General features: G+C 30.7%; 18 protein-coding genes and 1 pseudogene. 12 read left to right on the top strand and 7 right to left on the bottom strand.

What is annotated here, in order from left to right; all coding sequences use genetic code 11:
• Positions 1 to 142 precede the first annotated feature (142 nt).
• Entirely contained in the window at positions 143 to 1,393 is a 1,251-nt protein-coding gene (locus tag DMR38_RS15440; protein ID WP_127722142.1) for an MFS transporter, read from the bottom strand.
• Positions 1,394 to 1,602: 209 nt separating this feature from the next.
• On the opposite strand from DMR38_RS15440, the gene DMR38_RS15435 reads away from it, so the two are divergent.
• Positions 1,603 to 2,499 (top strand): LysR family transcriptional regulator, encoded by an 897-nt coding sequence (locus DMR38_RS15435; RefSeq protein WP_127722140.1) that lies wholly within the window; start codon positions 1,603 to 1,605, stop codon positions 2,497 to 2,499.
• A 175-nt stretch (positions 2,500 to 2,674) separates the two neighbouring features.
• Positions 2,675 to 3,682, top strand: a complete 1,008-nt coding sequence (locus tag DMR38_RS15430) for an aldo/keto reductase (RefSeq protein ID WP_127722138.1) — start codon at positions 2,675 to 2,677, stop codon at positions 3,680 to 3,682.
• 187 nt (positions 3,683 to 3,869) lie between these two features.
• Here DMR38_RS15430 and DMR38_RS15425 read toward each other — a convergent pair whose 3' ends face one another.
• The 3 genes from DMR38_RS15425 to DMR38_RS15415 all read right to left on the bottom strand — a co-directional run bounded on the left by DMR38_RS15425 (position 3,870) and on the right by DMR38_RS15415 (position 7,469).
• Positions 3,870 to 5,240, bottom strand: a complete 1,371-nt coding sequence (locus DMR38_RS15425; protein ID WP_127722137.1) for an 8-oxoguanine deaminase — start codon at positions 5,238 to 5,240, stop codon at positions 3,870 to 3,872.
• Between the two features lie 145 nt (positions 5,241 to 5,385).
• Positions 5,386 to 6,120 carry a TIGR03915 family putative DNA repair protein gene (locus DMR38_RS15420; protein WP_127722136.1) on the bottom strand — a complete coding sequence of 245 codons (735 nt, stop codon included), beginning with the start codon at positions 6,118 to 6,120 and terminating at the stop codon, positions 5,386 to 5,388.
• Positions 6,121 to 6,131: 11 nt separating this feature from the next.
• Positions 6,132 to 7,469 (bottom strand): putative DNA modification/repair radical SAM protein, encoded by a 1,338-nt coding sequence (locus DMR38_RS15415; RefSeq protein WP_127722134.1) that lies wholly within the window; start codon positions 7,467 to 7,469, stop codon positions 6,132 to 6,134.
• Between the two features lie 213 nt (positions 7,470 to 7,682).
• Here DMR38_RS15415 and cbiM point away from each other — a divergent pair, with 213 nt between their 5' ends.
• Positions 7,683 to 8,657, top strand: coding sequence for a cobalt transporter CbiM (gene cbiM / locus DMR38_RS15410; RefSeq protein WP_127722133.1), 975 nt, complete (start codon positions 7,683 to 7,685; stop codon positions 8,655 to 8,657).
• 110 nt (positions 8,658 to 8,767) lie between these two features.
• Positions 8,768 to 8,992: pseudogene (locus DMR38_RS15405) on the top strand (AAA family ATPase); the annotation flags it as partial.
• Between the two features lie 140 nt (positions 8,993 to 9,132).
• On the opposite strand, the gene DMR38_RS15400 reads toward DMR38_RS15405, so the two are convergent.
• The gene (locus tag DMR38_RS15400; RefSeq protein ID WP_127722131.1) at positions 9,133 to 9,855 is read right to left on the bottom strand and encodes an alpha/beta hydrolase-fold protein; all 723 of its coding nucleotides are present in this window, start codon (positions 9,853 to 9,855) and stop codon (positions 9,133 to 9,135) included.
• A 204-nt stretch (positions 9,856 to 10,059) separates the two neighbouring features.
• On the opposite strand from DMR38_RS15400, the gene DMR38_RS15395 reads away from it, so the two are divergent.
• The 5 genes from DMR38_RS15395 (at position 10,060) to DMR38_RS15380 (ending at position 13,843) form a co-directional block, all read left to right on the top strand.
• Positions 10,060 to 10,785: a LytTR family DNA-binding domain-containing protein gene (locus DMR38_RS15395; RefSeq protein ID WP_127724099.1), complete on the top strand. Its 726-nt coding sequence runs from the start codon at positions 10,060 to 10,062 to the stop codon at positions 10,783 to 10,785.
• Between the two features lie 612 nt (positions 10,786 to 11,397).
• Complete coding sequence (locus DMR38_RS21930) at positions 11,398 to 12,126, top strand: ATP-binding protein (protein ID WP_175413031.1); 729 nt, start codon at positions 11,398 to 11,400, stop codon at positions 12,124 to 12,126.
• 109 nt (positions 12,127 to 12,235) lie between these two features.
• Positions 12,236 to 12,907, top strand: coding sequence for a hypothetical protein (locus DMR38_RS15385; RefSeq protein ID WP_127722128.1), 672 nt, complete (start codon positions 12,236 to 12,238; stop codon positions 12,905 to 12,907).
• Between the two features lie 324 nt (positions 12,908 to 13,231).
• Complete coding sequence (locus DMR38_RS21925) at positions 13,232 to 13,399, top strand: hypothetical protein (protein WP_175413030.1); 168 nt, start codon at positions 13,232 to 13,234, stop codon at positions 13,397 to 13,399.
• A gap of 3 nt (positions 13,400 to 13,402) precedes the next feature.
• On the top strand, positions 13,403 to 13,843 hold the full coding sequence (locus DMR38_RS15380) for a DUF6033 family protein (RefSeq protein WP_127722127.1): 441 nt from the start codon (positions 13,403 to 13,405) through the stop codon (positions 13,841 to 13,843).
• Positions 13,844 to 13,900: 57 nt separating this feature from the next.
• Here the strand turns inward: DMR38_RS15380 and istB are convergent, their stop codons facing one another.
• Entirely contained in the window at positions 13,901 to 14,638 is a 738-nt protein-coding gene (gene istB / locus DMR38_RS15375) for an IS21-like element helper ATPase IstB (RefSeq protein WP_127722126.1), read from the bottom strand.
• Between the two features lie 2 nt (positions 14,639 to 14,640).
• A complete protein-coding gene (gene istA, locus DMR38_RS15370; RefSeq protein WP_127722124.1) occupies positions 14,641 to 16,206 on the bottom strand; it encodes an IS21 family transposase in 1,566 nt (521 codons plus the stop codon).
• Between the two features lie 620 nt (positions 16,207 to 16,826).
• Between istA and DMR38_RS15365 the strand changes: the two genes are divergently transcribed.
• From DMR38_RS15365 to DMR38_RS15355, 3 genes are all read left to right on the top strand, one after another.
• Entirely contained in the window at positions 16,827 to 17,792 is a 966-nt protein-coding gene (locus DMR38_RS15365) for a helix-turn-helix transcriptional regulator (protein WP_127722123.1), read from the top strand.
• A gap of 220 nt (positions 17,793 to 18,012) precedes the next feature.
• Entirely contained in the window at positions 18,013 to 18,780 is a 768-nt protein-coding gene (locus DMR38_RS15360) for an ABC transporter ATP-binding protein (protein WP_127722122.1), read from the top strand.
• Positions 18,767 to 20,743, top strand: a complete 1,977-nt coding sequence (locus DMR38_RS15355; RefSeq protein ID WP_127722121.1) for an ABC transporter permease — start codon at positions 18,767 to 18,769, stop codon at positions 20,741 to 20,743. The genes DMR38_RS15360 and DMR38_RS15355 overlap by 14 nt, the downstream gene beginning before the upstream one ends.
• Positions 20,744 to 20,746: the final 3 nt, after the last annotated feature.

Here is a 20,746-nt window from a genome sequence, read left to right as displayed (position 1 = left end):
TTATGGGTTTCGAGGCAAATATTAAAACATTTACTATTTTTAAAGAAGAAAAGAGAATGGGTATAGATTTGTGTAAAAAACAAATCTATACCCATTCCCGAATGTTCATATGGTTTTAGACCTAGAAGAGATGCACTACGAGCTATAATTTAGTCATTGCCATTTTCTTTAGTGTATTCTTGGACTTGCTTTTTATGATTAATAAAGCAATTGTTAGTAGTAGTGTAAATACACCACATGAAAAATATCCAAAGCCTGCGCCTGCCTGTTGCATAACAGCACCTGCAAATGAATTCCCAATAGGAGCAGAACCTGAAGTAATTAAAGAATATATGCTCATAACTCGTCCCCTATACTCATTTGTTATATTAAGCTGTAAGATAGAATTTGACATGTTTAAAAATGTTAAATAGAAAAATCCTATAAACACTATCAAAATAGCAACTATATAATATTGCCTAAAAAAGTATGTAAATATTTGAGCTATTGATATTAATATTGCATCTCCAATTTGTATGGTCTTGCTAAGTCCAAGCTTACTTCTTAGTACCATAAAAATCGCACCGCTTAATGCTCCTACACCAAATGCTGATAAAAGAAAGCTGTACTCTTTTGCTCCCATTTTTAGTATTTCACTTGTGAATACTGGTATTATAACTTCTGAATTTGCTGAAAATACACATACTATAATCATAAGTAGAACTGTAAATTTTAAAATATCATTGTCTGCTATGTATTTAATACCATCTTTAATTTCTTTTATTACATTCTGATTATTTCTCTTTAACTTATTCTCTTTAACTTTTATTCTACATATTCCATAAATAACAGGTATAAAACTTATTCCATTAATAAAGAAACAGGTAGTAGTACCGAGTTTCACCATCAAGATACCTGCAATAGAAGGTCCAACAATCTTTGCCAAATTAATAACTGTAGAATTTAAAGAGATTGCATTCATCAAATCCTCTTTTCCTACGAGTTCAACGTAAAATGATTGTCTTACGGGTAAATCAATAGTTTGGGCAAATCCAAAAATCACTGCAAGTACAGCAATGTGCCAATATTTAGCCACATGTATCCATACTAAATAAGCTAATACAAGTGATTGTACCATAAAAATAACCTGAGTTAATATAAGCAGTTTTTTCTTAGAAAATCTATCTATAAAAACTCCAATAAACAGTGAAAATAAAAATACAGGCCCAAATTGAAAGACTCCTAATAATCCTAAAAGAAATGCTGACTTTGTAATACTATATACAAGCCATGCTTGTGCTGTTCTTTGTATCCATGTGCCCATTAATGAAATGCACTGCCCTGTCCAAAAATATCTAAAATTTTTATGCTTAAGAGCAGAAAATGTACTGTTTAATTTTGATATTAGTTGCATATTATATTACCTCTTATATTGCATCAAATTTTTCAGTAAAAACTAAATATACGAAAGTCTCTGTATACTTTTTATTAATACTCTTAGTCTATTATAAATCCAATAATGTTATTTGAATAATACTATTAATGTTATATAATTGATAGGATAATACTATAATAATTTAATTTAATGAGTTAAAATTCATATAAAGAGAGGATTTTATTAATATGGATTTTCATCAATTAGAATATGTAATAGCTATAGCAGAAGAAAAGAGCTTCTCTAAAGCTGCAAAAAAACTTTATATATCACAACCGTCTTTAAGTGAGTATATTATGAGATTGGAAAAACAATTAGAAGTAAAACTATTTGATAGATCTACAAGCCCCCTTACTTTAACTTTTGCGGGAGAAAAATACATTGAAACAGCTAAAAATATTCTTAATTCAAAGAAATGTTTAATGAAGGAACTTTATGATATATCAGATTCAAGAAAAGGACGTATTACAATTGGTATTCCAGTTCCTACAGAAAGGTATATTTTACCCTTGGTTCTGCCTGAATTTTATAAAAAATTTCCTAATGTAGAAATTGTTATTGAAGGATATTCTGCAAGACAGTTAGAAGAACTGCTAATAGCAGGAAAAATTGATATTGCCATTTTGCATTTACCAACACAAGATAGTCGTATAGTATATGAACCTATATCAATTGAAAGGGTATTTCTAATAGCTCCTCCAGGGGATCATACAGAGCTTGAAAAAAGGCAAAAGTTAGATTTTAGCTGCTTAAAAAATGAAAAATTTATCTTAATAAAGCCGGGGCATAGAATGAGATTCATCGCAGATGAATTGTTTAAACGTGCACAATTTAAACCTAATATTATTATTGAAGTTAGAAATATTGATACTGCATATAATCTTGCAAATGCAGGTATGGGCTTTACCTTAGTCCCAGAAAGTGTAATAAGTTTTTTTAACACAAACAATTACAAAAACTACTTTTTAATAGATGACATAAACTTCATACTTGCTGTGGCTTATAGAAAAGGAGATTATATAACAAAGGCATGTCACGAGTTTATTAAAATTACAAAAGAAGTTATAGCTTCAAAGCAGGGATAGGTAATATCTGATAATAAGATATATCATAAGATTTCTGAGTTAAAATAGAATAAACATATTAGAGATTGAAAATTTAGAAAAAAGCTACAAATATAATAAGTTGGAAAATCAATCATAAATTTTCTTACTAATGGTGTATAATAATATCTAAAGTTTTAGAGAGGGTGATGATAATATGCAAACTGTAACATTAGGAAAAACTGGACTAGTTGTAAGTAAAAATGGATTTGGGTCACTTCCAATACAGCGTATTTCAAAGAAAGATGCTGTATATTTATTGCAGAAGGCATTTTATAATGGTATCAATTATTTTGATACTGCAAGAGCGTATTCGGACAGTGAGGAAAAGCTTGGAGCTGCCTTTTTTTACATAAGAGATAGGATTACTATAAGTACAAAAACAGCAGCACAAAATGCTGATGATTTTTGGAAGGATTTAGAGCAAAGTCTTAAAAGTCTTAAGACAGATTATATTGATATCTATCAGTTTCATAATCCTGCATTTTGTCCAAAACCTGGTGATGAATCGGGACTTTATGATGCAATGCTTGAGGCAAAAAAACAGGGGAAAATCCGTTTTATCGGAATTACAAATCACAGATTGGCAGTAGCAAAAGAGGCAATAGAATCAAATTTATATGATACGCTTCAGTTCCCATTCTCTTATCTTGCAAGCAGTGCAGATATAGAAATTGTGAAAGCATGCAGGGAAAATAATATGGGTTTTATTGCAATGAAAGCTTTATCAGGAGGACTTATTACAAACTCTGCCATAGCATATGCATATCTTGCAAAGTTTGAACATGTTGCTCCAATCTGGGGTATACAGCGTGAGAGTGAATTGGATGAATTCTTGTCATATAATGATAATCCACCAGTTTTGACAGAAGATATGAAAAAGCAGGTTGAACATGACAGAAAAGAATTATCTGGTGATTTCTGCCGTGGATGCGGGTATTGTATGCCCTGCTCTGCTGGAATTCAAATTAATGATTGTGCAAGGATGAGTCTTCTTCTCCGCCGTGCACCGCAGAATGTATATCTATCAAAGGAGTGGCAGGAGAAGATGAAAAAAATAGAGGATTGTATTCACTGTAACAAGTGTATGAGCAAATGTCCATATGGCTTAAACACTCCGGAACTTTTAAAAAAGAATTACGATGACTACAAGACCTTTTTATAAGGGCTTGAAAGAAAATAACAAACCAAAGATGGAGCGGATATTTTTTATCTGATGATTAGAACTTTGTTTATCAGACAAAGAGGCAGGTTCCTTAGATAATGAATCCTATCTAAGGAATCGGGAACGTACCTAGATTTGATTTACACAAATCTGGGTACGTTCTCTTAAAAAGAAATTTTTCATTGACTTACACATTATTTTCTCTTTCATGTTTAACTATATCTTGAGCAATTTTATGAGCGTTTTTTGCTATTTCATCTGTATTCATGGTAATAAGCTTTCCATCTATTGAAACTATATTTCCGTTAACAATGGTCATTTTGGTATAACTTGAGTTCCCAAGGCATACTAATGAAACAAGTGGATCATGGCATCCGGCATATTCAATTCCGCTAAGATCAAATAATATTATATCTGCAGCTTTTTCGGTATCTAGCCTTCCAGTATCAGTTCTTCCAAGCACATCTGCTCCACCTCTTGTTGCAATCTTTAATATTTCATAAGCATTAAGTCCTTTTGTTCCATACTTTAAATGGTTTAGAAGGTAGGCACGTCTAACTTCCTCCCACATATTAGAACCATCATTACTAGCACTTCCATCAACCCCTATACTTATTTTTCCGCCTTTTTGAACGATTTCAGAAGTCCTGCAGATTCCACTGCTGAGCTTCATGTTGGATGAAGGACAGTGTGCAATACCTGTTCCATTTAATCTATCTATTTCTTCATCGCTAAGATATATACCATGTGCATACCAAACATCAGAGCCAACCCATTCAAGTTCTTCCATAAGTTCAAAAGGTCTTCTTCCGTATTTTTCAATGCAAAATTTCTCTTCATCCAGCGTTTCTGCAAGGTGAGTATGCATCATAACCCCTCTTTTTCTAGCTAAATCCTTCGTTTCAAGCATTAACTCTTTCGTAACTGAAAATGGTGAGCAGGGTGCTAGTGCGATTCTTGTCATTGCAAAATCATTTGCATCATGATACTTGCTTATAAGTCTATCACTATCTTCTAATATTTTATCTTCTTCTTGAACAACTGTCATTGGAGGAAGTCCTCCCTGATCCCTGCCTAAAGACATGGAGCCTCTTGTTGCAGTAAAACGAATTCCTATTTCTTTTGCTGCTCTGATTTCATCATCTATTAAAGTTTGAGGCTGATTGTTTGGAAATACATAGTGATGATCTGAAGTTAAGGTACATCCGGTTCTTAATAGTTCACTAAAACCAACTAAAGCACCATAATATACTGCATCGGGAGTTATGTTTTTCCAAAATTCGTACAATCCAATAAGCCATGGAAAAAGTGGCTTTTCTTGAACTTCTTTTATTCCTCTAAATAATGTTTGATATAAGTGGTGATGGGTATTTACAAATCCGGGCAAAGCTATAAGATTGGTACAGTCTATTAGCTCTGCTCTATCAGGTACACTAAGGTTCTTGCCTATTGAAGTTATTTTTGGACCTTCTATTAATATGTCTACATTTTTAAGTATTTCATCTTTGTCATTAAATGTTACTACAGTTCCAATATTCTTTAAAAGTAATGCTTTCATAATAAAACCCCCTTAAAAAACAAAAAAACCGCTTTGAATGAGTATATTTCAAAGTGGTTAACTCGACACTGATTTGTACAAATGTAAAGTTGTTTTTCTTCTAATATTATATTACCAATTTTATGAATACTTGTATAGCTTTTTATTATTTAAATTCTGTAAGGTGATTCCAATATCTTCTGGGCATGCAGCGGCTGCGCAGCCTTAAATTTTTACGTTCTTCTATGTTGACGGATTTATAAAAAGTTTTCCAGAGAGCTTCAAATTTGCCATCTGCTGAGTTTAAAATTTTAGCATCTTCCTTTTTAAATTCAGTTATGATAGCGGTCTTTTTGTTGTATATTATTGCAAGCTCTCTTTTTAAATCATGAATTATAAAATTCTGATCGGAAAATCTTTTTGCAAAATGATTGAGTATCAATGGTAAAATATTATGATCAGGTTCTATAGGAGCATAAAAACTTAAGGGTGCTATTTCTTTAAATCTTACAAATCCATTGAAGTTATGAGCTTCAGCAGTAACTTTTCTAATATATTTATCAACTAGAATTATAATATCATTATTTTTAGCCAAATTAATATTTGTACCATATTTATAGCAAAGTTTAAGATACTTTAAAGCAATGGAATTGGAATCTGGTATTCCACAAAGATATAAGTAATAAATATTTGTTAAAACTTTTCTGTTAAGTTTTTTTATGATGCTCTTATAAACTCTATCAAATTTATCGTACTCAGTTGAAATATTTAAAATTTCATTGAGAAATGAAGGTATATAGTCTTTTGACTTGGTTATGATGCAATCTCCTTTGCAGCTGTAGGCATAGAAAATAGCTGTAAGTAAACCTTCAAAAGTATCATCATATATATATTCTTTCAAGACATAACCTCCTATAATTCACCAGTAATTGAGGTGGACTTATCATTTAACAAAAGCAGCTTATTATTCGATGAAATTTTAGGGATAGTTAAATTATCCATATTATCAAAGAAACTTAATTGTTTTCCCTTATCTATTGAATTTAAATCAATTTCAGGAGAAAGAGCCTTCTTAATTCGCATATCATCAAATCTCACATTTCCATAATATCTGCCTTTGCAAGTAATAAAATATTGTGCTCTTTTAATGACTATGCCAAGTTTTTTTAGATCAAAAAAGTCCAGTGAACCAATTCTGCGAGCACTTATTATCTTATGTGCACCACGTATTCCAATTCCAGGAACCCTTATAAGAATGTTATAAGGAGCCTTATTTATTTCAATAGGAAATAGATGAATATTATTTAAGGCATAGGTCGTTTTAGGATCAAAGTTGATATCAAAGTTAGGATTTTTTTCATTTAATAATTCTTCTGCTTTAAATCCATAAACCCTCAGCAGCCAATCACCTTGGTACAGCCTGTGCTCTCTTAAAGTAGGTGGAGTTTTAATATCTGGAAGATTGGGAGTACTATTAACAGGAACATATGCGGAATAGTAAATTCTTTTTAGATCAAACTTGTTATATAAGTTTTCTGTTAAGTTTAGTATATTTAAATCATTTTCTTTTGTAGCCCCAACAATAAGTTGGGTGCTTTGTCCTCCAGGAACAAATACAGGTGAATTTTTATATTTTCTACGGTCATACTTATTTGCAACAATATTATTTTTAATATCACCCATAGGTTTAAAAATATCATGCTTATTTTTTTCAGGTGCCAATAGTTTAAGTGATTTTGCTGATGGCAGTTCTATATTTACACTCATTCTGTCTACAAGGGAACCAGCCTTTTTTATAAGGTCTTTGTCAGCCCCGGGAATTGCTTTCATATGAATGTAACCTCTGAAGTTATAGTCATTTCTTAGTTTATAAGCAACAGTTGTAAGCAGTTCCATTGTAAAGTCGGCATTTTTCACAATTGATGAACTTAAGAATAAACCTTCTATATAATTACGTCTGTAAAAATTCATGGTCAGATTTACAATTTCATCGCAAGTAAAAAAAGCTCTTTCAATATCATTGGATTTTCTATTGATACAGTACGAGCAATCGTATATGCAGCAATTTGTTAAAAGTATCTTGAGCAGGGATATACACCGTCCATCTGGAGTAAAACTGTGGCATATACCGCTTATATCTGCTGAACCAAGACTGCCTTTTTTTGAATGCCTATTTGAGCCGGAAGATGAACAAGATACATCATATTTGGCTGCAGAAGATAAAATTCTTAACTTTTCACCTATTTCCATACTTCATCACCAATCTTTGTATTTCTATGAATTAATTATAACTCATTTTTTATAAAAGAACAAGTGTTCGCAAACTGAAATTAGACTAGAAAAATGTATATGTAATGAATTTGTAATACTAGGATATTTAGCATCAAGTTGTAGTTAGGTGGAAGGTATAAAAACGTTTTATCTTGGGTATATTACGTCTGTAAATAAAGGGAGGTATTATTTATGCATATTCCAGACAATTATTTGAGCCCATCAACATGTGTTATTATGGGGGCTGTTATGCTGCCCATATGGGGAAGAGCGGTAAAAAAAGTAAAAAAGGAAGTAAGCAAGAGAAAGGTGCCTTTAATGGGAATAGCAGCAGCATTTTCCTTTCTAATTATGATGTTTAATATACCATTACCAGGAGGTACAACTGGTCATGCTGTGGGAGGTACATTAGTAGCAATTCTTTTAGGACCGGAAGCCGCATGTATTTCAGTTTCAACGGCTCTTTTAATACAAGCATTATTATTCGGTGATGGAGGTATTTTATCCTTCGGTGCAAACTGTTTCAACATAGCATTTATTTTGCCTTTTACCGGATACTATATATATGTATTTCTTAATAAAAGATTAAAAAGTGAAAAAAAAAGCTACATATCTGCCTTTATAAGTTCTTATATTGGAATCAACATTGCAGCTTTTTGTACAGCAATTGAATTTGGTATTCAACCTTTACTGTTTAAAGATGCTGTGGGTATGCCATTGTATAGTCCCTATCCTTTATCAATATCTATTCCAGCAATGATAATTCCTCATATTTTAGTAGCAGGAGTATTGGAAGGAGTAATTACTGCAGGAGTTTATGCTTATGTTAAAAAGGTTTCACCAGATGTTATTTATGAAGGTTCTGCTAAAAAAGCAAAACCTATTTATGGCTTAATAATTGCACTTATTGTATTTACACCCCTTGGACTTTTAGCTAAAGGAACTGCATGGGGTGAATGGGGAACAGATGAAATAAAAAATGTTGTAGGTTTTGTTCCAAAAGCAATGAAAGAAGGATTTAATTTTAATGCGATAATGCCAGAATATTCAGTTAATGGAATTCCTGAAAGTATAGGATATATTTTATCTGCAATAGCAGGAGTTGCACTATTGATTATTTTGTTTAAACTCATAAGTTTAAACAAAAAGTCCTCAGACAACAGCTAGAATATGGGTACAGTGGACATAGGTGTAAAAACTGGCTACGTGGTGGAATTAATACCCATTATGTGGCCAGCTCTTATTTCATTGGGATTGAAACAGTCATATCTATCTTATTTAATAAAAAAATGTATATATTAGAACTTAAAAGGTGGAATGGTGAGGAGTATCATCAAAAGGGTTTAGTACAATTAGGAGAATACTTAGAGCAATATGGACTTGATGAAGGGTATCTTTTAATATTTGATTTTAGAAAATTAAGTAATGAATTAGGAAAGCTGAAAGAAGCGGCTGTAACTATAGGGGACAGAAAAAAGAGTATAGTGGAAGTCTATTGTTAATGTAAGGTGAGATAAAAGGGCATCTAGTTATTGAGGTAACTAGGTCCTTTTTATAGTTTAGGAAGGTGTTAAAATGCTAGAAAGAGCTATAACTACAAATGTACCATTACACCAACAAATGAATCCTGATCCATTTGTTATCATATATGCATAAGCCATAACAGTGCTTTACTAAATCTTTTGGAAATTTCAGTAAAATGGCCGCCATTATTCCATTCCAGTGTTATGTTTTGTGTAGATACAAGTTGTTTTGACAATATAGAAAAGGTCTTTTTAGTGCAATCTCCAACTTTGGCCATGCGCTGATTTCGACTGCGTTCTTCACTTTTGCCAAGAGAGAGGTATATTTTTGCAGCAGTATTTATAGGAGAATTGGAACTCATGAATTCAATCCACCCATCATACCATAATGAACCAGATAAGCTTCCTACTTTTCCAAAGGTTTCAGATAGGTAAAGGCTGTATAAAGTTGCAAGCCCACCTAGGGAATATCCAATCAGTACAGTGTTTTCAGGTTGAGTTTTTGTCCTGTAATGTGTATCTATAAAAGGCTTGATAAGCTTAGTAAGGTTACTTAGATATTCATATGCACCTCCACTAAAGTCTTCTCTGTTTTTGCTTAAAGCTGGTGCAGGCCATGGAGAAAAATCATTATTCCAATTTTTTGATTCAATACTTATAAGTATAAAAGCACTGCAGTCTACATCAAAATGAGATTCTATGGAATTTAGCATTTCTTCAATATTGTTATCTCCGTTAATGTATACAACAGGATAATTAACATCAAGTATATTGTAGTCAGGTGGAAGGTATAGTGAACAATGATGCTCATTTATATTTAAATTTTGAATAGTTCCCTTCATATCTTTACTCCTTAAAATATGTAAATTAATAATTATTAATTTACAGCAAATTATGGAGAAGTACAAATTTTTTTTTGGTTTTATGAAGAAGCGTTTGTAATGAATTTGGAACAAGATAAAAAATACTTATGTGGGGGGTGTAAACCTCTATCTATAGGATATATGATAAAATAATAAAAGATGTTTATAGAAAGGAAAGTACTTATGATTAAAATTGCAGTTTGTGATGACGAAGTATTTCAGAGGATAGATATTGTAAAGAAAGTTAGAAATGTTTTAGAAAATAATTATGACAATGTTTGTTATGAAATAGAAGAGTATAGTAGTGGAGAAAAATTGATTTCTTCTGGATACTATTTTGATATTGTGTTCTTAGATATAAAAATGGACAAGCTTTCTGGAATAGATATAGCTAAGAAAATAAGAAAAAGCAATAATACTACCAAGATTATTTTTATAACGGCTTTTAGAGAATATGTTTTTGAAGCCTTTGATGTATGTGCATTTCATTATCTTATAAAGCCTATAGATGAGAAAAAAATATTAGAAGTTGTAGATAGAATTTTAAAGATGTTTGATGATGAAAAAAATAATGAAAAGTGCATTATAATTAATAAGGGAAAAAATACTACAATAAAGGTACTTTTAGATGATATAAGTTTTTTTGAGGTACAAAATAGAATTATAAGTATACATACTGAAAAACAAATTATACAGTATTATGATAAGATAGCAAATGTAGAAAAACAGGTTCCTAAAGAAAGTTTCTTTAGGTGTCATAGGAGTTACATAGTAAACTTTAAATATGTAATGAAATTTAATAAGACTGAAATAGTGCTTGATAATAATACAAAAATAATATTAGCAAAAGGTAAATATGATGAATTTTCTAGAGCCTTTTTAAGATATATAAAGAAAGGCAGAGTATAGAATATGCTTATTTTTAGTATAATAAAGAATCTATTATTTTTTGCTTCATGTGTACTGAATTTCTTTATTCCATATATATTACTAGAAAAGTTTTTAAGATTTAAAGTAAAATCTTGGTATGTAATTGTATTGATGCTAATAACATGTAATATACCTTTTCTAATTGTAAGTAAATTTAGCATTGAAAGTGTGTATCAATGGATACCAACAGCTATATGGATTTTTATCTTTTCTTTAATATTTTGTAAAGGTACATACTTAAAAAAAATCATAATAACTATAGCATATGTTTGTTTTAATGAGCTTATTCAGTATGTCACAATTCCTGTGACTTATATGATAGATTATTACGTTATTATAGCAAATTCATCTTATGAAACAGAACAAGTGAGAGCAATAATTAATTATATATTTTTAATTATTTTACAATTGTTGTATCTCTTAATACTCAATTTTATAGTGAAAAATCATTATTTTGATTATAAATTTAAGAATTTTAAGTATACGATATTTTTTGTTGTCCCTAATGTATTCATAGTATCATTAATATGTGAATATTTTAAACTATATTATAAAAATAATATGAGAAATTCGTTACTAGGTAATATCAAAATGTTGGGTTTTGCATTCACTGGATTAATTTGTGCCGTATTTACAGTAATAACTTTAGCTAAAATTGCACAAGAAAGTATTATAAGAGAAAGGGAATTACTTTTAAAACAACAGTTTAGTATACAAACTCAGCATTACAAAGATTTACAAGTACAAATTAGAAATACAAGAACATTTAGACATGATATAAATAATCATTTGATTTGTATCAAAAACTTATTACTTCAGGGTGACATAAAAAGTACAGAGAGTTATTTGAAAAAAATAACCAGTTCATTAGAAAAAATTAGTTTAAGGGTAAGTACAGGAAATTCATTTGCAGATGCCGTTATAAGTGAGAAATATAATATAAGTATAGACAAAGGGATAGATTTTAAGTGTGATGCCAAGATACCTAATAAAATAAAAGTTGATCCTTTCGATTTATGTATAGTACTTGGTAATGCCCTGGATAATGCGATAGAAGCTTGTGAAAAAATTACAGATAATAGCATAAAAAAATATATACATATAACGAGTACTATTAATAAATCATTTATAGTGTTTGAAATAAAAAATAGTATGAAAGGCTATATAAAAGAGAAGCATATTTCTACTGATAAATGTGATTATGTAAATCATGGAATAGGTATGATGAACATACAAAATATTGCGGATAAATATTTTGGAAATACATATATTGAAAGCAGAGAAAATATGTTTATATTAAATATTATGTTTCAAATTTGATATATATTCACTACAAATAAAAGCATGTTCACAACAATATATATTATTTTAAGTAAATACTTTCCGAGAATTTATATATAATTTTATTTGACAAAATGGAGGTATATACATGAAAATAAATATTATATCAAATACAATGATTAATAATATGAAACATAAAGCAAATAGTACTAGCACTGGTAAGTCAAGTCCTCTAGATAAAGAAAAATTACAGCTGCAGCAGCAAATGAAAAAAATTGAGGAAAGTGATGTTTCTGAAGAAACAAAAGATGAGTCAATTAAGGAAATTCAAAAACGTTTGTTAGAAGAAAAGTCTAATAAGTTGGATAAAAAATCAGAAACTAAAGAAGATACTAAACAAGAAACGGAAGAAGAAGCTTATGACAAATCTCAGGGTATAAATAAAGAAATTATGATGGGACTTATGTCAGCTTCGTTTCATCAAAGGAATGGAAGAGTTGCATATTCTGAATATAAAAAGGCTAAAGCAAAAGGAAATATGGGACAAGCTGAAATAGCATTAAATTATACTTCGTCTGAGATAAAAAAAACATCACAAAGTGCAAAGTTAATTCAAAAAGGAATTGGAGAATATAAAAAGCAATTGGATAAAATCAAGAAAAAAGATAATCCAGTAAAATCTACAGAGAATAAGCCTAATGCAGATGATAGAACAGTTGAAGTACATAATAAAGTTGATTCAAAAGAGAAAAATAGTGATAACAATACTATTCAAGTTAAAGGTGAAACTAGTGTAAAAAAGCGTAAAAATGTGAAGTAAACTTACTGTACCCTAAAAGTAATGACAATGGTGTACTTTTAGGGCATTTTCTTATTTTTACAAAGAAACAATATTATGCTGCTTTCTAAATTTGTTGTAAAGCTGATTTAAATTATAATCATTAATTTCGCCAACAAAAATTTCATTAACATATTTATGTAATAGTATTACAAATATGATATAATTTTTACGTATTTAGTCAAAACTGTCATTAAATTTGTAGTTACTACAGACATGTAATAACTATGGAGTAAGTATTACGAATAATATTTGTGAAAAGATACAGCAAATTATACGTATATTTTATGGAAGGTGGAATTTGTCATGGAAAAAGTAAGCAATCTGTTAAACAATAGTTTTAACTTAGAAAGAAACTTAAAGCAGCAGGTAAATGGTAAGTATGATTTTAACGAAATAATGAATGAACAAAACTTAATTAGCAGTTTAGACGGTAAACATAATTCTACAAGTGTTGTTTGTGATGAATTTTGAACAATGACAACTATAACAATACCACTTAAATTGCAGAAAGAAATGGCTGCTAATCCAGAAAAAAAGAAGTATGTTGACAGTGTTATAAAAGATTTTTTTGCACAGCAGCCTGCTCATAACAGTTTTCTTGCGGCTCGAGGTGATATTCAAACCCCGGCTACCATAACTTTTAATGAAGATGGATCATGGGTTGAAAGTGGTGGCTCTGTACCGTCACCTAAGAAACTAGCTGAAATTGAAAAAGCTAGAGAATTAAAACAAAAGAAAAAACAAGAAGATGATGATGAAGAGCAGCGTCAAATAGAAAATTATTATGAACAATTAGAACTTGAAAGTAAAATTAAGTATAATTTTCAAGTAAATAAAGTGAGTAATATAAGTGATACTGATGATTTACTAAATTGTTGTATATGTCAAGTGAAATTTAGGTCATCTGCTCATTGAATTTTAGGTCACTAATTATAAGATGTTACACCTATGAATTTTCATAGGTGCTAAATTTTAGCATTGGCTAAGAGACTCATGAAGTCTATAGGAGTCACCTGTCATGTCTATGATATGTGCTTTGTGTGTAAGCCTGTCTACCATAGCACTTGTTATAACTGGGTCAGCAAATATTTCTTCCCATCTGTCAAAGGATAAATTGGTGGTTATTATTATTGATTTTCTTGATGCCCTTAAAGAAAGATTTGTAAAAAGCAGCTCAGCACCTTCTTTATCAAAAGAAATATATCCAAGTTCATCTGCTATTACTAAGTCATACTTTTCAAATCTACGTTCAAAATAAGTTAATGTTTTCTGGCTGTTACATTCCTTAAGCTTAGTTATTAGCAATGGAATAGTGGTAAACAACACTTTGTATCCTTCCATACAAGCTTTTATACCTAGTCCTATACTTACATGCGTTTTACCTGTACCTGGATTACCTACTAAAATTACGTTTTGACCTTTTTCTATAAATGCCAGAGTACTGAGTTCAGGAAGCTTTTTCTGCATACCTTCAGGCAGATATTTTATGTCAATATCATCAAGGTATTTTCTATATGGAAACTTTGCATTACGTATCCGGCACTCAACTCCACGTTTATCTTTTTCATCAATCTCAAGCAGCAGTAGTTTGTGCAAAAATTCTTCATAATCTCTGGATTCCTCAATAACTTCCTCAAAGTGGTCATGTATTCCTCTGAGTTTGAGTATATTGCAGAATTCTTTAATCTCTTCATTGAATTTTATTTTCATCCCTATACCGTCCTTTCAAATTGTAGATTAGCAAGCTTATTGTACAAAGAAAGGCTTGTCCTTGACTTTTCCGACAGGGTATCTGTATAGTTTTTCCTAGTACTGTATTTAGTTTGTGAAGTATAATCGCAAATAGCCATCACTTTATCTCTACTCATATCCAGTGGCGATATTCTTTCTAATTTTATTAAGGCACTGGCAACATCATCAACACCTCTTTCATAGATAATCTCTAAAACTTCTAGAAATGTTTTTGCATCTTTGCTATAATATTTGTTGAATATGTTTTGTATTTTGGTGTCCTCTTGAAGCAGTGCTGTGCTTTTATGTAGGGCACCTGGTTTTTTATATAGAGTTTTAAGATAATGTTTGAGCTGAATATTCCAGCTGTGATTAAGATAGTTTCTTTTATGAACTGCAACAATGATATTTTCATGATAAATAACAATTTTATCTGTATATACTTTAACTAGCAGCATTTTCCCAACAAGGAAATCAGGTACTGAATAATGATTTTGACTTATTATAATAGTCGAATATTTGTCTACTCTATATTCTAGGGCAATACAGCTTTCAAATATAGGCAAGCGTGGATTTAAATGCATTTTTTCCTGATGAAATACTTCTAATGGAACTGTATCATTAGAAATAGGTTTACTATTTATCTGCATACAGCATTCTAATAGATGCTTGTTAGCATCTGAAATAGAGTCAAAACATTCCTTAATTTTAAATGCTTTTCTTCTTACAAATTCAACGCTTCTCTCTACATGTCCTTTCTCATTTCCAGCAGCAATGTTGCAAAATCGAAAATTGAATCCGTAATATATATAGAGTCCCATAAGAGCTTTTGTTGGTTCTTTTTCATAGGGCCCGACAAACTTTCTAACTGCAACTTTCATATTGTCATAAACCATACTTCTAAAAGAACCCTGACAGTGTTCAAAAAAATCAGCATGTGCCTGTTGAAATGCTGGAGTATCTTGTGATTTAAACAACATTGCAAAGCGATAGTTGCTTTTAGCAGCAGTAAATACTGCCATCTGATATTTTTTAAAGCCTTCTTCACCTATATTAAGTTTAACTTCTCCCCAGTCAAATTCACACACGTCACCATAATCATATTCCTGGCGAATAAAGGCTTCCTTGTGTTTTTCACATATCTCTTTTACAAGACGTTTTACAGTGGCATAACTTATATTAAACCCTTTTTTTAACAATTCTTCATGTATATCAAGTTTCTTGAGAGTTTGTTTTTGTCTTCCTTCTGCACGTTTTTTACGGTTGAGTTCTAAAAGGACTTCAATTTCCTCCATCATTTCAGGTGTTACTTTAGTAGGTCTGCGTCCATCAGAATTGTATTTAGGTTTCTCTACAATTGCTTGAATAAGCTCTGAAGGGTCCATTTCTGGATTAGTTTGTAGTAATTCTGACTTTTGATTCTGATATTCTTTAATATACTTGTTGACGGTATCCTTGCTAATATGTAACTCCCTTGCAATGGCTCTATTGCTCATTCCTTCAATGTGTTTTAAAATAATTTTCTGTTTCTGTAACAATTTAATCACTTCCCGCTATCCTCCTATTAGCATATTGCTAATAGGATATCATAATTTCTTCGTTAAGTGACCTAGTTTTCAATGAGCACTTGACCTAATATTAGATTAGCATAAACAATTGTCTTTTTTAATGAATCGATTATAAAAATTGAATATTTTAATTGAACACCACATTATTCAAGCTGAACCTTGTGGTATTTTTGTTTAGCTTTGAAAATATTTGTGATTGCTTTTACTAATATCAATAATATACATTTTATATACAACATTTCTCAAAGAAAAGGCAATAGTTTCTACTTCCTTAGAGGTTTAATTTTGATGATTCTATATATGTAAATTAGATTTGTTATTTTATGCATTATAACCATAATTTAGAGGAAATCTAGTTTTCTGTAGAAATGTACATAATAATCAAATTAAAGATATATTTGGGATAGTAAATATAATGTATATAATATTTATGATAGAAATGAAAATATGGGGATTTAGCATGAAGATTACGGTGAAAATAAGCAAAGATGCAGAACTTAAAAGAGAAAAATAAAATAACAGCAAATAAAATCAAGCGGTAATCTCTTTACTTCTTTATAATAAATGTGTAGGACGGTTGAAACGAGGTGAACAGACGAATGTACGAGTGGCAGAAGCAAATTCAAATAATCGTTGATGAAATTGACAAATGTATTAAAAATTATAATGATGAAGCCTTGACACTATGCTTTCTTTCTCGAAGGCTGGGTTATTCTGAATTTTATACAACGAGGAAATTCAAAGAAGTATCGGGTATGCAATTTAGGGATTATCTAGGGCATAGAAAATTAGCCTTTGCACTAAAAGAGGTTCGGGATAGTGAAAAAAGCATTTTGGATATTGCCTTTGATTATGGTTTTTCATCACATGAAGCTTTTACCAGAGCTTTCAAGAGGACATATGGGGTAACTCCAAGTGAATACAGAAAAAAGCCTAATCCTGTCGTTCTTCGTACAAAAATAAGCACTTTCGACCGCTACTTTTTAGGATTGGGAGAGATTGGTATGATAAAATCTACAGATGATGTTAAAATTTATTTTGTAACCATTCCCGCACACAAATTTTTGCACATTAAAAACTATGAGAGTAATGGATATTGGGATTTTTGGCAAAAGCAAAGTCTTATTCCAGGACAGGACTGCGAAACAATCTGCGGCTTACTGGATAGTATCAAGGGCAAATTGGATGATGATGGTGGGAGCGAATCTAACAGCGGCAGCGGTCAGATTATGGCGTACATTAATGATCCGGAAGGCAGACTTTGCGATTGGAGTATTCCACGTACAGAGTGTTATGGAGTACGTCTTCCTATTGATTATAAAGGCGAAGTACCACCACAAATGCTTATGATTGATGTTCCTGAATCCGAGTATATTGTTTTTGAACATGGGCCATTCGATTATGAGCAGGAAAATCGTAGTGTGGAGGAAAAGATTGAAAAGGCAATGGCAACTTTTGATTTTTCTGGCACTAGTTACTGTTTTGATACTTCTCCCGGTAGAATAATTTATTTGTATTATGATCCAGAACGATTTTTTAAGTATATCAGACCAGTGAGAAAGTAAATAAAATTGACTGCCTATTCACTATTGTTTTTCTAATGAGAAAACCAAAACTGAAAAGATAGCAAATACCTTGTGCTAAGGTTTTGCTATCTTTTCTTATACCAATAATTGAAACGGAGTAAAGTCAAACAAACTTAAGATGAAATTAAGATCATATTAAATCCACCTTAAACTCATACATATACAATCTAACTGAAGTCAAATACAGGAGGAAATATTAATGAATATAATGGAAGTTAGAGATGTAAAAAAGGTGTATGGTTCAAAACACGGTGGAAGTAAATCAAATGCACTAAATGGAGTGAGCTTTTCTGTTCAAAAGGGTGAATTTCTTGGAATTATGGGACCTTCAGGAGCAGGTAAGTCCACATTGTTAAATGTGATATCAACTATTGATACTCCAACATCAGGTACAATTGAACTTAATGGAAAAAGTTTTTTAAATCTTAATGAAGATGAATTATCAATGTTTAGAAGAAAGCAGCTTGGATTTATTTTTCAAGACTACAATCTTCTTGATACTTTAACCTTAAAAGAAAATATTATTTTACCACTTTCTTTATCTAAGGTAGATGTGGCATCTATGGAAGAGAAATTAAAAAAAATTAGCCGCATCTTGAATATTGAAGACATATTAGAAAAATATCCTTATGAAGTTTCAGGAGGTCAAAAGCAAAGGGCTGCAGCGGCAAGAGCTATAATAACTGATCCAGAAATAGTCTTTGCAGATGAGCCTACAGGAGCACTGGATTCAAAATCTTCAACAGAGCTTTTAAACAACCTTTCTTTATTAAATAAGGAAAATGGAGCCACAATTGTTATGGTAACTCATGATGCATTTGCAGCAAGCTACTGTGAAAGAATTATATTTATAAAGGATGGAATACTTGATACTGAGATTGAGAAAACAGCCAGTAGAAAAGATTTCTATAATAAAATACTAAGCACTCTTGCTAAAGTAGGGGGTGCTGAAAGTGACACTATTTAATCTTGGAATAAACAATGTAAAACACAATTTTAAAAATTATGTTTCCTATTTTATAAGTACGGTAACTTCAGTTTTTATCCTCATGATATTTTATTCCATATACTATAATCACGAAATACAATTATTTAGCTCAAGCAAGGTTAAGGTTGGTGCTATTTTTAAAGCTGCAGCTTTTGTAGTTATAATATTTTCAGCTATTTTCATAGGCTATGCTAACAGCTTTTTTATAAAAAATAAAAAGAAAGAAGTTGCTATATATTCATTGCTTGGTATGAAGAAGAAAGAAATAGGCACACTCATGTTCTTCGAAAATATCTTCCTAGGAATATTAGCCTTAATTGTTGGCGTACCATTAGGAGCATTTACCTCCAGATTCTTCTTAAAAATACTTAATGTATGTATAAAATCAAACAAGTCTATACAATATACTTTTGATATTAGATCTATATTAATGACGATTTTTGTTTTTATGATTATATTTTTGTTAAACTCCATAAAAGCTTATGGAATAATATATAAGTTTAGGCTTATAGAGCTTATACATGCGGCTAAGGAAGGAGAGAAGAAACCTAAATTTTCTAGAGTTTTAGCATTATTATCATTAATAATGGTTATCGGCGGATATATTGGTGTATTAAAAATGAATATGGAGTCTGGTGGAGTCCAGATGCTGTACAAAGGTCTCCTTATAATGCTGCTTGTTGTTGCAGGAACTTATATATTGTTCAACAATTTCATAATTTATATCTTTAAGCTATTTGAGAAAAATAAAAAAGCTTATTATAAAGGAGAAAATTTAATAGGAGTATCTCAAATAATCTACAGAATTAAAGGAAATTCTAATCTTCTGGCAACCATAGCTGTTGTATCTGCTGTTGCCATTACAGCATTATGTTTTACATTTAGTCTTAGCTTGACCCTTGATAAAATTGCACCAAGTGGATGTCCGTTTTCAATAATGTATCAAAGCGGCAGCAAGGAATTAAATAAAAAAGTTGAAGCTGTTATTAATAATCATAAAGAAATTAAAACAACTTATAAAACAGATATTGTAATGATAAATGGAAGTGGGCTTACACAAAAATATAAAGGTCCCTTTGGAAAAGATTTAAAAGCTCCTTTTGATATGTTTGTAATGTCTGCATCTGAGTACAGGGATATTGTAAATAATTCAGGTTTTAATGATGGTACAGATGTTGTTGATAGAGCTAAGGACATTAAAATTAATAAAGAAAATCAATGCTTTTTCATTGAAGTAAGCAATTCAGTTGAAGCAAGGGGAAGACTTGCAGGGGATCAGCTTAATGCAACTATTGGAGGAAAAGCTTATAAACTTGATATATCCGACTCAAGTAAGAAATGTGTTTTAGGAGTTAAATTTCAAAAAACAACTATAGTAGTACCAGATACATTTTTTAATAAGCTTTTAAATGATAATAGAAATAATACAACTGTTATAAGGGCATATAATTTTGACAATGCATTAAAAAGTGGAAGTGTTGTTACAGAGGCTTCTCAAATGATGCCAAAGGACAGAAATTTTTCTTCTTACTATGATATGTATACTGAGGTTCATACTTTGTATGGAAGCTATGTGTTTATAGGTGCATTCCTAGGTATACTCTTTGTTGTTTCCACTGGAAGTATAATGTATTATAAACAGTTAACAGAAGCTTATGAAGATAAGAATAGATACTCGGTACTTTCCAAAATAGGTTTAACTAAGAAAGAAACTTTAAGAATTATATCAAAACAACTGGGATTTATTTTTTTAATGCCGCTTTTATTTGGTATTCTTCATAGTATATTTCCACTTATGGCCTATATGAAATATCTCTGCGGCTTTTCAATAACACAGCTGGAATGGATGGGTATGACAATGGGAGTGTATGTAGTAATTTATTTATGTTTTTATCTTCTTTCTGTTAAATCTTATATGAAAATCATACAAAGAAAAATATAGAAA

Origin of the sequence: Clostridium sp. AWRP, assembly GCF_004006395.2 — a bacterium.
Classification (GTDB): Bacteria; Bacillota; Clostridia; order Clostridiales; family Clostridiaceae; genus Clostridium_B.
Note: the sequence above shows the minus strand (reverse complement) of the source record. Positions and strands in the feature narration are given on the sequence as shown.